This window comes from Prolixibacter sp. DSM 2831, from assembly GCF_056493735.1.
The window spans coordinates 1794732-1809745 of record NZ_CM151379.1; the positions used below are offsets into that span (position 1 = coordinate 1794732).

12 protein-coding genes are annotated in these 15014 nt (G+C 44.9%); 2 read left to right on the plus strand and 10 right to left on the minus strand.

The window, feature by feature from the left end; genetic code table 11:
• Nucleotides 1-363 precede the first annotated feature (363 nt).
• Nucleotides 364-2028, plus strand: coding sequence for a cellulase family glycosylhydrolase (locus AC060N_RS07150; RefSeq protein ID WP_479526490.1), 1665 nt, complete (start codon nt 364-366; stop codon nt 2026-2028).
• 99 nt (nt 2029-2127) lie between these two features.
• Here AC060N_RS07150 and AC060N_RS07155 read toward each other — a convergent pair whose 3' ends face one another.
• The 8 genes from AC060N_RS07155 to AC060N_RS07190 form a co-directional block, all read right to left on the minus strand.
• A complete protein-coding gene (locus AC060N_RS07155) occupies nt 2128-2679 on the minus strand; it encodes a YceI family protein (protein ID WP_479526491.1) in 552 nt (183 codons plus the stop codon).
• A 3-nt stretch (nt 2680-2682) separates the two neighbouring features.
• Nucleotides 2683-3345, minus strand: coding sequence for a hypothetical protein (locus AC060N_RS07160; protein WP_479526492.1), 663 nt, complete (start codon nt 3343-3345; stop codon nt 2683-2685).
• Between the two features lie 197 nt (nt 3346-3542).
• Nucleotides 3543-3755 (minus strand): heavy-metal-associated domain-containing protein, encoded by a 213-nt coding sequence (locus AC060N_RS07165; protein ID WP_463230139.1) that lies wholly within the window; start codon nt 3753-3755, stop codon nt 3543-3545.
• 33 nt (nt 3756-3788) lie between these two features.
• Complete coding sequence (locus AC060N_RS07170; protein ID WP_479526493.1) at nt 3789-6017, minus strand: heavy metal translocating P-type ATPase; 2229 nt, start codon at nt 6015-6017, stop codon at nt 3789-3791.
• A gap of 82 nt (nt 6018-6099) precedes the next feature.
• A complete protein-coding gene (locus AC060N_RS07175) occupies nt 6100-6666 on the minus strand; it encodes a helix-turn-helix domain-containing protein (protein WP_479526494.1) in 567 nt (188 codons plus the stop codon).
• A 48-nt stretch (nt 6667-6714) separates the two neighbouring features.
• Nucleotides 6715-8607 carry a biosynthetic arginine decarboxylase gene (gene speA, locus AC060N_RS07180; protein ID WP_106543755.1) on the minus strand — a complete coding sequence of 631 codons (1893 nt, stop codon included), beginning with the start codon at nt 8605-8607 and terminating at the stop codon, nt 6715-6717.
• A gap of 199 nt (nt 8608-8806) precedes the next feature.
• Nucleotides 8807-9940 (minus strand): lipid II:glycine glycyltransferase FemX, encoded by a 1134-nt coding sequence (locus AC060N_RS07185; protein ID WP_479526495.1) that lies wholly within the window; start codon nt 9938-9940, stop codon nt 8807-8809.
• Nucleotides 9941-10074: 134 nt separating this feature from the next.
• Nucleotides 10075-10764 (minus strand): aspartate/glutamate racemase family protein, encoded by a 690-nt coding sequence (locus AC060N_RS07190; protein WP_479526496.1) that lies wholly within the window; start codon nt 10762-10764, stop codon nt 10075-10077.
• 304 nt (nt 10765-11068) lie between these two features.
• Here AC060N_RS07190 and AC060N_RS07195 point away from each other — a divergent pair, with 304 nt between their 5' ends.
• Entirely contained in the window at nt 11069-11758 is a 690-nt protein-coding gene (locus AC060N_RS07195; protein WP_106543752.1) for a protein-L-isoaspartate(D-aspartate) O-methyltransferase, read from the plus strand.
• A 73-nt stretch (nt 11759-11831) separates the two neighbouring features.
• Here the strand turns inward: AC060N_RS07195 and acs are convergent, their stop codons facing one another.
• Both acs and AC060N_RS07205 read right to left on the minus strand, forming a co-directional pair.
• Nucleotides 11832-13745: an acetate--CoA ligase gene (gene acs / locus AC060N_RS07200; RefSeq protein WP_106543751.1), complete on the minus strand. Its 1914-nt coding sequence runs from the start codon at nt 13743-13745 to the stop codon at nt 11832-11834.
• 263 nt (nt 13746-14008) lie between these two features.
• Nucleotides 14009-14854: a bifunctional transcriptional activator/DNA repair enzyme AdaA gene (locus AC060N_RS07205; protein ID WP_479526497.1), complete on the minus strand. Its 846-nt coding sequence runs from the start codon at nt 14852-14854 to the stop codon at nt 14009-14011.
• Nucleotides 14855-15014 lie beyond the last annotated feature (160 nt).

Genomic DNA, 15014 nt, shown 5'->3' on the forward strand with positions numbered 1-15014 from the left:
GTAAAGTACGATAAGGTATGTAGAAATATTTTTGGGGATTGTATGAATTGATATATCAATCGCCGGTTGATAAGGAGTGTGGTAACCATTGTGTTTGCTTGAAACCTATGCAACAAATTGGTGTTGAAATTTAAAAAAGTGTACTTGCAGGTAGTAATAAAAACAAAAGAGATGATGAATTCTATTAACGGATGCTCTACAGACTCTTTCTCTTTTTCATTTCTTGATGAAACTGATAGCCAATGTTTCCTCATCGGTAGAGGCGGAAGCGATGTTTTCATCGATTGTTCTCTTATCTTTGGTTGAAATCTGATGCGACTTTTGAATTTTTTACCGATAAAACACTGAACCAACATTAATGGCATGAAAAAATTACTCGTCTTAAGTACAGTAGTGTTGTTTGTTACAGCATTGCTATTTAATTCCTGTGCGGAGAAGAAAGAAACGGCTCCGGCAAACAAAACACTTCCCTGGCTTCACACCGATGGACACAACTTTGTGGACGATGCCGGTAACAAAGTATTCTTTCGCGGTGTCGGCCTTGGAAACTGGATGCTTCCGGAAGGCTATATGTGGAAATTTGGCAAGAATGGTGACAGGCCCCGGAAAATTGAGCAACTGGTTAGCGACATGGTTGGACCGGAACAAGCCGCCAAATTCTGGAAAAGTTTCCATCGCAATTACATCGCGGAAGCGGATATCAAACGAATTGCAGCGTTAGGATTTAATTCGGTTCGGCCGGCACTTAATTCCCGACTTTTTCTCACCGAAGGCGATAACCCTCAGTTCGTCGATGAAGGTTTTCAATTGCTGGACTCGCTGGTAAGCTGGTGCGGAAAATACGGACTGTATGTCATTATCGATATGCATGGTGCACCGGGTGGACAAACCGGGGCAAACATCGATGACAGTGCCAATAATGAGCCGGAGCTTTTCATGGATAAAAAGAATCAGGACCGGTTGGTTAAACTGTGGGGGAAAATTGCGGAACGATACAAGAACAATCCAACTGTTGCCGCTTACGATTTGTTGAATGAGCCGTTGCCCGAAAATACCGGTGCAGCCGATAAGTATAAAGACCAGTTGGTGCCTTTGTACAGGCGGGTGACGAAAGCTATCCGGGAAGTCGATCCGAAACATATGATTGTCGTGGAAGGATATAACTGGGCCAATAACTGGTCGGAGTTCACCGAAAAGTTTGATAGCAACATGTTTTTCCAGTTTCACTATTACTGTTGGAATCGTCCTGATCATCTGAACAGCATTCAAAAGTTCCTGGATAAACGAAAAGAGCTGAACGCTCCGGTTTGGGTGGGCGAAACCGGCGAACAGGGAAAAGCGATTTACTGGGCTACCACACAGTATTTTGAAGCGAACAACATTGGCTGGTCCTTCTGGCCCTGGAAAAAGATGGATACTGAAAATACGCCTTATTCCATCAATAAGCCCGAAAACTGGGATTTGATTTCTGATTTTTCAAAAGGAGAAGAGAAACCATCGAAAGAAGTTGCACAAAAAGCGCTTGACGAACTGCTACAAAATATCAAACTGGCGAACTGCGTCTATTTCCCCGATGTGGTGAATTCACTTTTCCGTAGAATTCCTGTTAAGATAGAGGCGGAAAATTACGGCCCGGATGGATATAATGTTTCCTATTTTGTGAAGGACACCACCCAAAAATCGAAATATTACCGCACCAATGAACCGGTTCCGGTTGAGGTGATGAATTTTGACAAGAAGCAACGCGTTTCGCAACAGTATATTCGCCTGACGGAAGGAGAGTGGACCGCTTATACCGTAAAAAGTGGCGCAGAGGGTAATCATTTGGTCAGTGTCCGTGTGGAAGCGGCTCAATTGCCAGCATCATTTACCATTACAGTGAACGGCGTGAAGAAGGACGTCGATGTGAAGCAAGCTGACTGGAATGAGATTGATTTGGGAGGATTATTCTTCCAAAAAGGAGAAAACCAGATACGGTTAAAAGTAGACAAGGGAACGCTGAGGTTCGATTGGATGGACGTTAAATAGATACGTGCTGTATCCGGGAAAAGATGATTAAATGAAAAAGAGGGCGTGGATTTATTATCCTGAGCCCTCTTTTTTTGAACATCAAGTATGAACTACCGTCTATTTAAAGAAAAGATCAAAATTCAGTTTGATATCGTCCTTTGCGGGCATTCCCAAAAGGCTCGGTGGGTCGATTTTGTAATCAGTCATCTTTACGTCAAACTTTCCGGTTACTTCTATCTCGCCATTGCTGTTAGTTTTCTCGACAATAGGAACGGTAATGGAATGAGAGATACCGTGAAATGTTAATTTTCCGGTAACGGTCTCCTCTCCTTGCTGATCTTTTTGAAAGGAAGTACTGGCGAAAGTAACATCCGGAAATTTAATAGCATCAGTTGCCTCCATCATATGAGAATCGCGGTTGGCATTGTGACTGTCGAAAGTCGAAACCTTGATGGCAATGGCCGTTTGCTTAATTTCCTTGGTTTTGTTGTCTACAACAATGACCCCCTTTACGCTTTTGCTGGTCCCTTCCCAGTCGTGCAACGGGTGCGACATGGCATACCGTACATACGATTTTTGGGTGTCCGACATCATCTTTGAGGTTGACTGTGCAAAACCTACGGTTGCTGTAATGGCAACCACCATCATTGATAAAATAATTTTCTTCATGGATTAAAATTTAATGACAATCATAGCAGCAGCTAAGGAACCAAAAGCGGTTAGGGCAGCAGCCCGATGGTAAGGTTTTAAGTTGGGATGGCTTTCAAGTTGTGTGGCGAGAATGTTCGTAGCAACCATGCTGGTAAAGTGCACGATGGCCAAAATTTTGTGAACTTTGATACTACTGTATCCTTTTCGTTCGTCCAGCATTTTAGGAGGTGCAAAAAGTGCCAGTGCAGCCGTCGAGAAATAGGCAATATCGACTCCTGCGGCTAATCCTTCATGCAATCCCTTTATCTTGTAATCGCCGTTGTACAATTTATACCCGACGACTCCCTGGGCTGCCATTCCCGCCAGTGAAATAAAACCCAGTGCCTGATGCCATTTTAACATGGTTCGTCGGATCTTCAGTTCTTTCTCCCGCTCTTCCGGAGAGAGCTTGAAGGCTTTGAAATTCCTCATCAGACCTTTTTGCCCCCAGAGAAATTTCTGAGTAAACGGATACTTTTTCGGCAGAAGCTGGACGTGCTCCTGCTGAGGTGTCATGATCGAATTGAGCAGATCGTTTTGAACCTTGGTCGTGTCGCTCTGCACATTTGTGGTATCGGTCTGTGCCGACAAGTGCCCTGCGGACAGCAAAAGTGTGACGATAAAAAGAATTGTTCTGATTCTCATACTTCCCTTATTATTAATTGAGATTAGTCTAAATTAAAACATATTTCATTTTGCCTGTCCGGGGAAGCGGAATCTTAAGTGAATTTTAAGAATTATGTGATGGGTCTATGTGCTGATAATTAGTGCAAAAGAAAAGGCAGAAAACCCGTCGTTGACGAATCTTCTGCCTTGATTATATTACCAGATACATTCGGTTTTTAAACCTCTTCGATGTTGTATCCGGCTTTTTGTACCAACTCTTTTACTACTTCCGGATTGTTCTCTTTCAGTTCCACTGTCAGAATTTTTTCCGGGTTATTAATATCCACTTCCCATTTCTCGATAGCATCTGAGCCATTCAGGGAAGGAGTTACGGCTGCGATACAACCGTTGCAGTTGATATTCGTTTTGTATTTTACCGTGAAATTCATGATTACTTGAGTTTTATGTTATTGATTAAATAATTAAAGTGATTTCCATTTTAACCGAAGACTGTTCGACACAACCGAAACCGAACTGAACGCCATGGCCGCTGCGGCAATCATCGGGTTCAGCAGGAATCCGTTGAAAGCATACAATACGCCGGCAGCAATCGGGATACCAATGACATTGTAAATGAATGCCCAGAACAGGTTCTGCTTAACGGTAGCCACGGTTTGTTTCGACAGTTTCAATGCTTTGGGAATGCTGTTTAAATCGGAGGTGGTCAAGGTCATCTTGGCCACGTCGATGGCAATGTCCGAGCCTTTTCCCATGGCAATGCTAATATCAGCCTGAGCCAAAGCCTGCGAGTCGTTGATTCCGTCGCCTACCATAGCGACTGTCTTGCCTTGCTGCTGCAGTTCTTTCACGAAATCGGCTTTGTCGCCCGGAAGAATACCTGCTTTGAAATGCTTCAGACCAACTTGCTTTGATACGGATTCAGCCGTTTGCTCATTGTCTCCCGTCAGCATGTAAACTTCAATGCCTTCGTTTTGCAAATGCGCGATGGCTGATTTCGACGTTTCTTTAATCTGGTCGGCGATAGCAATAACAGCCAGTACTTTCTCTGTATTAGCGAAGAAAATGACTGTTTGTGCATCATGTTGCATTTTTTCGGCTTTCGCCTGAATATCTTCCGGAATGTTTATCTTATTTTCTTCCAGCAACCGGTGGTTTCCAACGAAGTAGTTTTCTTCCGCGAAAGCGGCCTTTACACCTTGCCCTGTGACACTTTCGAACCGATCCGGCTGCGTTCCTTTGATTTCTTTACTCTTGAAATATTCTTCAACGGAACTGGCCAGTGGGTGCTCCGATTGTTTCTCCATTCCAAACAGCAGCGGAGTCAGTTGCTCTTGATTTGCATCCTCACTCCAGATGATATCGGCAACCACCGGTTTTCCTTCCGTGATGGTTCCTGTTTTATCGAGAATTACAGCGTCTACTTTGTGTGCTGTTTCGAGGCTTTCTGCATCTTTTATGAGGATGTTATTTTCGGCGCCTTTGCCAATTCCAACCATAATAGCGGTTGGTGTAGCCAGTCCCAACGCACACGGACAAGCAATAACCAGGACCGTGATGGCTGCCAGCAATGCGTGAGTAAATGCCTGGTCGCCGCCGAAAATCATCCAAACGATGAACGTGAGGAGCGATATTCCCATAACGACCGGAACGAAAATGCCGGCAATTTTGTCGACCAGTTTTTGAACAGGCGCTTTACTCCCTTGTGCTTCCTGCACCATTTTAATAATGTGCGCCAGCAGCGTTTCTCCGCCTACTTTCTCGGCACGGAACCGAAAACTTCCTTTTTGGTTAATGGTTCCCGCAAATACCTCTTTGTTTTCTGTTTTTTCTACCGGAATCGGTTCTCCGCTGATCATACTTTCGTCGACAAAGGAATTGCCAAAGGTTACTTTTCCGTCCACCGGAATTTTCTCGCCGGGTTTTACCAGCAAAATATCACCAATGGCTACGTCTTTAATCGGAACGGTGGTTTCTGTTCCGTCCTCAGCAATTCTGACAACCGTTTTGGGCTGCAGTCCCATTAACTTTTTAATGGCTGATGAAGTATTCGACTTGGCTCGATCCTCCAGGAGTTTTCCCAGCAAAATAAAGGCGATGATGGCTGCGGCGGCTTCGTAGTAAACATGTGCCTCGAAACCTTTGCTGGTCCAGAATTCGGGATATAACGTATTGAACAGACTGAACAGGAATGCGATGCCCGTACTTACAGCCACCAGCGTGTCCATATTGGCCACCCGGTGTTTCATCTGTTTCCAGGCGTTTACGTAAAATCGTTTTCCGAAGATAAATACAACCGGAAGAGTCAGTGCCAGTTCGATCCACTTTGCATAGGGCAAATCGGGTAGAAACATAGCGATAGCTACAATCGGGATGGAAAACAGAACCGCTCCCAATGTATGTTTTTTCAGCTGGTCGTATTCTTTTCGTTGTATTTCTTCTACCGTTTCACCGGCAGTTTCCTTGTCCTCCACGATGAGGTCGTAACCTACTGCCTGAATGGCTGCCTTCATCGCGGAAGGTTGTATCACCTGTTCGTCCCATTTTACCAAGACGCTGGCATTCGCAAAATTCACTTTGGCATCTATCACACCATCTGTTGCATTCAGGATGGTTTCGACGCTCAGTGAACAGGACGCACAACTCATCCCTGTAACAGGAAAGGTTTGCGTTATGTAATTTGAAGCTGACATAGCATAAAGTTTTATTATGCTACAAAGCTAGTGCACGTAGGCCTTTTGGATGTTACAGGATTTTTGAAAAGAGTTATACAATTTACAGTTTGTCGAGCGGGGTACGCTGCCTTGCGTCTTTCAGTTTTTTGAAATGGCTTGGTGTTAAACCGGTGATTTTTTTGAATTGTCCGCTCAGATGTGCCACGCTGCTGTATCCCATCTGGAAGGCTATCTCGCTTAGTGTGAGTTCGTCATATACCAGCAGCTCTTTCACCTTTTCTATTTTTTGCTCAATGTAGTAATGCTCGATGGTCGTTCCCTCGATGGAAGAAAAGAGGTTGCTGAGGTAGTGGTAATCGTAATTGAGATGATTGCGGATATAATCGGACAGCCTGATTTGGATAGGTTCGTCGTTCCGGTGAACCAACTCGATAATGAGCGTTTTTATTTTTTCTACTAATGTGCTGTTCTTATCGTCGAGCAGTTCGAAACCGAGGGGTTCGATGTTGGTTTTTATCTGCTTCATTTGGTCGGCGGTGAGCTCTGTTTCACCAAAATCCACTTCGCCTAATTCTACTGAAATGGGCTCCAGTTTCAGATCGTTGAGCTGGTTTTTAATGGCCAGCTTACAACGATCGCAAACCATATTTTTGATGTATATCTTCACTTTTATCGTTTTTCCAAGAGCTTCTATTTCGGCTTTCGCCGGAAATCATTACTCCAGGTAAGTGTAACCATACAGTCCGGAGCGATAGTTGGACAGAAATTCTTTTCCTTCTTCCGCTGATATCTTTCCGGTTTTCACCGATGAAGTTACCCAGGTTTCAACCGTCCGAACGAGCTTCTTCGGGTTGTACTGCACGTAGTCGAGAACTTCGGCTACCGTTTCCCCATCGATGATCTGGTCGATACTGTATTCCTTGTCATCAACCGACACGTGAACCGCGTTAGTATCGCCGAACAGGTTGTGCAGATCACCCAGAATTTCCTGATAAGCACCTACGAGAAAAACCCCGATGTAGTACGACTCTTTCGCTTTGAGAGAATGAACGGGTAGATAATAAGAAAAGTTTCGGGTCGAAATGAAATTGTTAATCTTTCCGTCCGAATCACAAGTGATATCCTGTAGTGTTGCCGAGCGATCCGGCTTTTCGTCAAGGCGCTGGATCGGAATGATTGGGAAAATCTGGTCGATAGCCCAGGAATCAGGTAACGACTGGAACAGCGAGAAATTACAGAAATATTTGTCGGATAATAATTTTGGTAAGTTCAACAATTCTTCCGGAACATGCTTCAGTTTGCTGGCCATTTGGTGCACCTCGCGGGCAACGGACCAGAACAGACGCTCAATCTGCGCACGGGTTTTCAAATCGACTAATCCTAGACTAAAACGGTCGAGCGCTTCTTCCCGTATTTGCTGTGCATCGTGCCAGGTTTCCAGCATTCGTGGCTGGTTTAGCATATCCCATGATTCGTATAGCTCTTTCACCAGATCATGTGCATCTTCGGGCAAATCCTCCTCTTCATCCCAACTTGGTAATGTTGCCGATTCGAGCACTTCGAAGATAAGTACCGAATGGTGGGCCGCTAGTGAACGTCCCGATTCGGTGATAATATTGGGATGTGGAATATCGTGTTCGTTGGCTGCGTCCACCATCGATGAAGTGGCATCATTCACATACTCCTGTATGCTGTAGTTGACACTGCTTTCACTGTTCGCCGAGCGGGTTCCGTCGTAATCGACGCCCAGCCCGCCGCCAATGTCGACGAATTCAACCGGAAAGCCGTTGAGGTGGAGATGCACATAGAACTGCGCTGCTTCCCGTAAGGCAATTTTTATGCGGCGAATTTTATTTACCTGGCTGCCAATATGGAAGTGAACGAGCTTCAGGCAATCCTGCATTTTGTGCTTTTCCAGGAAATCCATGGCTACCAGTAATTCGCTGGATGTTAGTCCGAATTTACTGACGTCGCCGCCCGAATCTTCCCACTTGCCGCTACCTGAGCTGGCCAGTTTGATGCGGATACCGATATTCGGTCGAATCTTCAGACGGTTGGCAATGCGCGCAATCAGTTTCAGCTCGTTTAGTTTTTCTACCACGAGGAAAATGCGGCGGCCCATTTTTTGGGCCAGCAAAGCCAGCTCAATATAATCTTCGTCTTTGTAGCCGTTGCAAATAATGAGTGAGTCGTTATCGGTGTTCACACCAATGACAGCATGCAATTCCGGTTTGGAACCGGCTTCCAGGCCGATGTTGAATTTTTTGCCGTGACTGACAATTTCCTGAACAACGGGGCGCATCTGGTTGACCTTGATGGGATAAACCGTAAAATTCTGCGCTTTGTATTCATACTCTTCGGCTGCGATTTTAAAGCAGCTTTCCATCTTCTCGATCCGGCTGTCGAGGATATCAGGGAACCGAACCAGCATCGGAGCCGAAACATCACGCAATTGAAGTTCATCGACCAACTCCTTTAAGTCTACCTGAACACCGTCTTTTTTGGGTGTTACCACAACATGTCCCTTCTCGTTAATCGAAAAATAATTTATTCCCCAGCCTGTGATGTTGTATAGTTCGGCAGAATCTTCAACGCGCCATTTTCTCATTTTTTCGACTTCTTACTTTTGTTCGTTATTCAGTTTATAATTGCCTGTTTTGCCTTTTTAAAGGCGAGTTATTTTTTACGTTTTCGGGCTAAAATTAGGAAAAAATTGTTGGTTTGTTTTCAGGTATAACAAATGCAAAGCCCATATTTTTCAATAAATATGTTAAAACTTACGGTTTTGTGTTGTATTTGTCTGAAGATTAACGGATATGGTATCCCTGGGCATTGCGTTCCGCCATCATGAATAACTTGTATTGTTCTTCATTTAATGGATAGTCCCAACAACCCATCCGGTGGTACAAATCGCCGCCGAATCCCGTCTTAAATCGATATAGACCATGCATGGGATGTGATGGCTCCGGAGTAGGAGCTACACCAAACATGTCATATTCTGTGCAGCCTTTCTGCCGTGCAATTTTAATGGCCTCCCATTGTAATGCATAAGTAGCCATCATGTTCCGGTTGTGAGAAGATGAAGCGCCGTACAGATAGGTGGCTCTTTTTCCGGTGATGACCAGAAACATACCTGCCAACGGAACACCGTCTGATTCGGCCAGGAGCATATGCACATCGGCGGGCGAGTTGGTATCGGATGCCTGTGTTTCGAGCACGGTACGGAAATAGCTGATATCATCGAGAACAATGCCGTTGCGGATAGCAGTTTGCCGGTACAAATCGTACCAGACCGGGAGATTATCGAAGCTGACCTCTTTTACTTCCACACCTTTGCGTTTCGACAGGCGAATGTTGTAGCGGGTTTTGGGCTTCATTCGCTGAAGCAGAGTATCCTGATTGTGGTTCAGGTCCAGAAAAATGGTGTGAGAGGGGAGTAAATCCGACGGAGCTTTGCGCAGGTTCCAGTTGTGGGTGTTGAAGTTAACGCGCATTTCCTGGTAGTGTGGTTCCGGCGGTCCCAGCCAGTCATCCCGGTCGTTGAACCGGTTTTCATCGTCGGCCCATGGCGATTCCCAAATCAAATCGTAGCGGACAAGAATGGTGTTTGACGGCAAAAAAGGGCGGATGCTTTCGGATAATTCTTCGAGGTACAATCCGCGAATATCTTCATCCGGATTGAGAAGTGGACCATAAGGAATGTAAGCAACCTGATGGTCTGCGCCTACTTGTTGCATAACCACCAGCAAGTCGTCGGTTACGTGCTTTAGCTGGTTTGAACGAGAATGCTCAACGCTTAGTTCTGACTGTGGGATTTTGATATCGAAGGCTCGTGTTTCGTAGCCCAGGTTTTCTTTCACTTTGGCCCAGAAAGCTGTTTGCTGCGGTACAGCTGCAGGTTTGATTTGCTCCGTGTATTTTGGTTCAATGTCAATATACATTCCGCTTTTTGCCGCAAAGAAAAGGCAATTTTAAGACAATGAAAAATTATCGGTAATTACCTGTTTGTTAAACGTTTTTAAACGGAATGTTGCCTAGATTAAGCAGGCTTATAAGCTAATGTTTTGTCGTTTAATTAGTCTTTCAACGCAAATTCGACAGCTGCTTTTGTATGAATTTTTAGCGTGTCGAAAAGCTCCAGACTGGTATCTTCCTGGTGGATAAGCAACGGAATTTCGGTACAACCGAGAATCATTCCTTCGGCACCTTTTTCAGCCAGGGTGTTCATGATTTCAAGAAAACGATTTTTCGAAGTATCGCTAAATATTTCTTTTTCCAGTTCGTGCCAGATAACATGGTCGATGAATTCGCGTTCTTCCTTTTCCGGAACCAGTACTTCAATTCCGTGTTCAGCCAGGCGCTTCTTGTAGAAGTCTTTCTCCATTGTTCGCATGGTGCCCAACAATCCAACTTTCCGAAAGCCTTTTGCTTTGATGGCTTCGCCCGTGGCATCGGCAATGTGGAGCAGAGGAACCGGAAGTTCAGCTGTCAGTTTTTCTGCGTGCATGTGCAGCGTGTTAGCTCCCAGCATTACAAAGTCAGCTCCTGCTTCAACCAGTTTCAATAAGTTGTCCTTGATGTAATTATAAACTTCCTGCGGTCCTTTTTCCTTTAGCTCATTTAATTCGGCAAAATTAACTGAGTGCATAAAAATGCGTGCAGAGTTCAGTCCGCCGAGCTGTTCGCTCATTCCCTGATTCAGGTACCGGTAATATTCCAATGTGGAAACCCATCCGGTTCCGCCAAAAAGTCCAATCGTTTTCACTCTCGTCTGTTTTAGATTTAGGCGTGTTAAGTTAGTGAAGAATGATAACTCTTAATGGCATAATTGGAATTTTTGAGAAAACGGATTTGGGAAAGAAGACTTATTTTTAGTTCAGAAAATAGTTTTTACAACCGTCGATAATGTAATTATTCTTTGATGGATTATACTGATGAAATGAACAGAAAACCTTAGTTTCAAAGGAATTTACAGACCGGAAGTTTAACCTGAAACCCATGTTTCTGAGTGGTAATCAAGGTTTGATTCCCAGAACGAAATTCCGTATTTTAACACAAAATGAAATAGAATGAAGCTAATAGCCATACTACTACTGATATTTATTTTTCCATTGATGGCCTGTGCCCAGGAAGATTTTGAGGCCAAGCGAATGGAAATGGTGAAGAAGCAAATCATTGCACGTGGTATCAATGACGGGCCGACTATCCGGGCGATGCGCAAAGTCCCTCGACAGGATTTTGTTCCTGATGCTTACCGCGATCAGGCGTATAGAGATTCTCCGCTTTCCATCGGTTACGGACAAACTATCTCGCAGCCTTACATTGTGGCTTTGATGACCGAAAAAACAAAACCTTCGAAAGGGAAGAGAGCTCTGGAAATTGGAACTGGATCCGGTTATCAGGCGGCGGTGCTTGCCGAAATTGTTGATTCAGTTTATACGATCGAACTAATTCCCGGCTTAGCCCGGCACGCAGCCAAAGTGCTGGCCGAGCATCACTACGATAATGTTGTCCCGAAACAAGGTGACGGTTATCGTGGTTGGCCGGAGCATGCGCCTTTCGATATAATTTTGGTTACTGCAGCCGGCGATCATGTTCCCCGTCCGCTGATTGACCAGTTAGCAGAAAACGGGCGCTTGATTATGCCGGTTGGCCAGCCCGGAAGTTTTCAGCAACTGGTGTTGCTAATTAAGCGAAACGGTCGAATCAAAAGAAAAAATCTCGCGACGGTTCAGTTTGTTCCGCTGCAGAGGGAATAGAAACATTATTATAAAAGCATAAGAAAGCCGGAGCTGTTTAAACTCCGGCTTTTGTTTTATGAGGTGTTCAGAATTATCTTTTCACATCAACCAACGCGCCATCGATGATTTGGTCGACAACTTCCTCGTCGAGCAGCGTGGTTATATCGCCGAGATTAGAGGCATCGCCTTCTGCAATTTTCCGTAAAATTCGCCGCATAATCTTACCGGAACGGGTTTTGGGTAAGCCCGGAACCAACTGAATAATGTCGGGTTTGGCAATCGGACCAATGATTTTGGTAACCCCTTTCATAATTGAATTGCGGATACCATCTTCACCTCCGGTCGACAGTTCACCGCAAACAACAAAGGCATAAATTCCCTGTCCTTTAATAGCGTGAGGATAACCAACTACGGCTGATTCGTTTACCAGCGGGTGCTCGTTGATGGCATTTTCAATTTCAGCGGTTCCAAGGCGGTGACCGGATACGTTGATCACATCATCGACACGACCGAGAATACGGTAATAACCATCTTCATCGCGTTTGACACCATCACCGGTGAAATACATATTTTCGAACCGGGAGAAATAGGTTTCTTTCATTCGCTTATGGTCACCCCAGATGGTACGAAGCATTCCCGGCCACGGGTATTTGATACAAAGGTTTCCTTCTACACTGTTGCCGACCAGCTCATTTCCCTGGTTGTCGACAACAACGGGCTGTACTCCTGGCATTGGCATCGTGGCAAACGAAGGTTTCGTTGGCGTTACGCCTGCAATCGGGCTAATCATGATGCCACCGGTTTCGGTTTGCCACCAGGTATCAACAATGGGGCAGCGGTTTTTCCCAATGTGGTCATGGTACCAGTGCCAGGCCTCTTCGTTAATGGGTTCACCTACCGTTCCCAAAACCTTCAATGACTCGAGTCGTTTACCCTCGATGAACTCTGGTCCTTTAGCAAGCAATGCACGAATAGCAGTAGGCGCAGTGTAAAACTGGTTCACCTTGTATTTGGCTACAATGTCCCAGAAACGGCCGGCATCGGGCCAGGAAGGAACTCCTTCGAACATGAGTGTTTGTGCACCATTCAGCAGCGGTCCGTAAACGATGTACGAGTGCCCGGTAATCCAGCCAATATCGGCTGTACAGAAATAAACATCGCCCGGATCGTACTGGAAAACATTTTTAAAAGTATAGGCCGAATAAACCATATATCCACCGGTCGTGTGGACAATTCCTTTGGGTTTTCCGGTTGAACCGGACGTATATAAGATGAAAAGTTCATCTTCTGCATCCATTTCTTCCGGCTCACAGTGTGCCGGTTCGCCATGAATAACATCATGCCACCAGATATCGCGCCCCTCCTTCATGTTAACTGATGAACCGGTTCGTTTGAAGACAACAGTATTTTTTATCGTAGGACAGTGCTTTAGCGCGTCATCTGCGATGTCTTTCAACGGGGTAACTTTGGAACCGCGGTATCCACCATCAGCGGTTAACAATACCGTAGCTCCGGCATCATTAATCCGATCAGCAAGTGATTGTGCCGAAAATCCCGCGAAAACAACAGAGTGAATGGCGCCAATGCGGGCACAAGCCAGCATTCCAACGGCTAATTCAGGTACCATGGGCATGTAAAGCGCTACCCGGTCACCCTTGCGCACGCCAAGTCGCTTTAGGGCATTGGCAAACATGTTGACTTCGGCCAGTAATTCTTTGTAGGTCAGTACGCGATTTTCTTCTTTCGGGTCATTGGGTTCCCAGATGATAGCAGGCAAATTGGCGTGGGTATACAGGTTCTTCTCGAAGATATTTTCTGTGATGTTGAGCTTTCCGTTGATGAACCATTTGATTTCGGGTTTTTTGAAATCCCAGTCAACAGTTTTGTCCCAACGTTTTCTCCAGAAAAACGATTCAGCAACCTGATTCCAGAATGCTTCGGGGTTGGCTATTCCTTTTTGACATTCGTGAATGTAACCTCCTAAGGAATGAATTTTTGGTACCATGCGATCTTATTTTAATAGTGTTTGGATTTCGGAAAAAGCCTTAATTTATATTGAATAAAAATAACAATCAAGTATTGAAGTCACATAGTGCCATTCTACATGAGCTTAAAATTATGAAAAATGAACTAAAAACAGGAAAAATTAAGGTGTAAATGGGTGAAATGGTTGAATTATGGCTGTTGATTGTAAATGTTGCCATTGAAACAGAGAAGGTAATTTTTATCTTATTTTAATCTAAATAAAAATAAAATGCGTTTCTCAGGTCAAAATAGCGTTTGTTGTCCTTCCAAATCTTGATCAGTTTGTGCTGCTTCCCGTCCAATCATGGCTTGTTTGCGAACCGGGTTCCAGCGGTAGCCTCCTGTTTCGCCCATGCTTTTAATGACCCGGTGACAAGGAATAAGGTATCCTACAGGGTTTCTCCCAATGGCTGTTCCGACAGCTCTTTGAGCCGACGGAGTATCGAGGTGGTCGGCAATAACTCCATAGCTGGTCAGTGTTCCTTCAGGTATTTGCAGCAAAGCCTGCCACACTTTTAGTTGAAATGGTGTTCCTTTTAGTCGCAAAGCAATGGGGCCGTTCGGCTTTTCCTGAAATAGAAAAGCGCTTACCTGCCTGTGAATTGGCTGTTCTTCTTCAATAAGTCGGGCCGACGGCCATTCTTTTTCAAGTAATGTTGCCGGGTTTTCATCGTCAATGAAAAACAGGTTGCAAACGCCGCGGTCGGTTGAAGCCACGACAAATTTTCCGTAAGGAGAGGATTGAACACTAAAGTAAATGGTGAGGTTTTCGCCTCCATTTTTATATTCTCCCGGCGTCATGCCTTCGAGTTTTATAAAAAGGTCGTGCAAGCGACCTGTTCCTGAAAGGCCTGTTTGGTGCGCCGTATCAAACAATGAACGGTTTTCTTTCAGGCAGCGTTTAGCGTAGTTGAGTGTGAGATACTGCAGAAATTTTTTAGGACTGATTCCGGCCCATTCAGTGAATAACCGTTGAAAATGATAAGGACTTATGTTGGCACTGGCAGCAATGTCGTCGAGTGACGGCTGTCGGTTGGCGTGATCGCGAATGTAGCCAAGTGCCCGGGCAATGATTTCATACGTATCCATGAGGGTAAAGTAAAAGCGAATGTCTTTTAGAAACAACCCGAAAATTGCTTTTCTGTTAACCCGCTTTTCTGACGACAACTCCGTTCAACTTTAACTTTGTGTCATATTATGGTGGCTGGCGGCAATCAGTCGCATTTCCCGGAAGGAAATTTCATGGTGG

What these genes read in the sequence shown, in the direction of transcription:
- AC060N_RS07150 (WP_479526490.1), top strand. Translation starts at nt 364, where the DNA reads ATGAAAAAATTACTCGTCTTAAGTACAGTAGTGTTGTTTGTTACAGCA.
- AC060N_RS07155 (WP_479526491.1), bottom strand. Translation starts at nt 2,679, where the DNA reads ATGAAGAAAATTATTTTATCAATGATGGTGGTTGCCATTACAGCAACC.
- AC060N_RS07160 (WP_479526492.1), bottom strand. Translation starts at nt 3,345, where the DNA reads ATGAGAATCAGAACAATTCTTTTTATCGTCACACTTTTGCTGTCCGCA.
- AC060N_RS07165 (WP_463230139.1), bottom strand. Translation starts at nt 3,755, where the DNA reads ATGAATTTCACGGTAAAATACAAAACGAATATCAACTGCAACGGTTGT.
- AC060N_RS07170 (WP_479526493.1), bottom strand. Translation starts at nt 6,017, where the DNA reads ATGTCAGCTTCAAATTACATAACGCAAACCTTTCCTGTTACAGGGATG.
- speA (WP_106543755.1), bottom strand. Translation starts at nt 8,607, where the DNA reads ATGAGAAAATGGCGCGTTGAAGATTCTGCCGAACTATACAACATCACA.
- AC060N_RS07185 (WP_479526495.1), bottom strand. Translation starts at nt 9,940, where the DNA reads ATGTATATTGACATTGAACCAAAATACACGGAGCAAATCAAACCTGCA.
- AC060N_RS07195 (WP_106543752.1), top strand. Translation starts at nt 11,069, where the DNA reads ATGAAGCTAATAGCCATACTACTACTGATATTTATTTTTCCATTGATG.
- acs (WP_106543751.1), bottom strand. Translation starts at nt 13,745, where the DNA reads ATGGTACCAAAAATTCATTCCTTAGGAGGTTACATTCACGAATGTCAA.
- AC060N_RS07205 (WP_479526497.1), bottom strand. Translation starts at nt 14,854, where the DNA reads ATGGATACGTATGAAATCATTGCCCGGGCACTTGGCTACATTCGCGAT.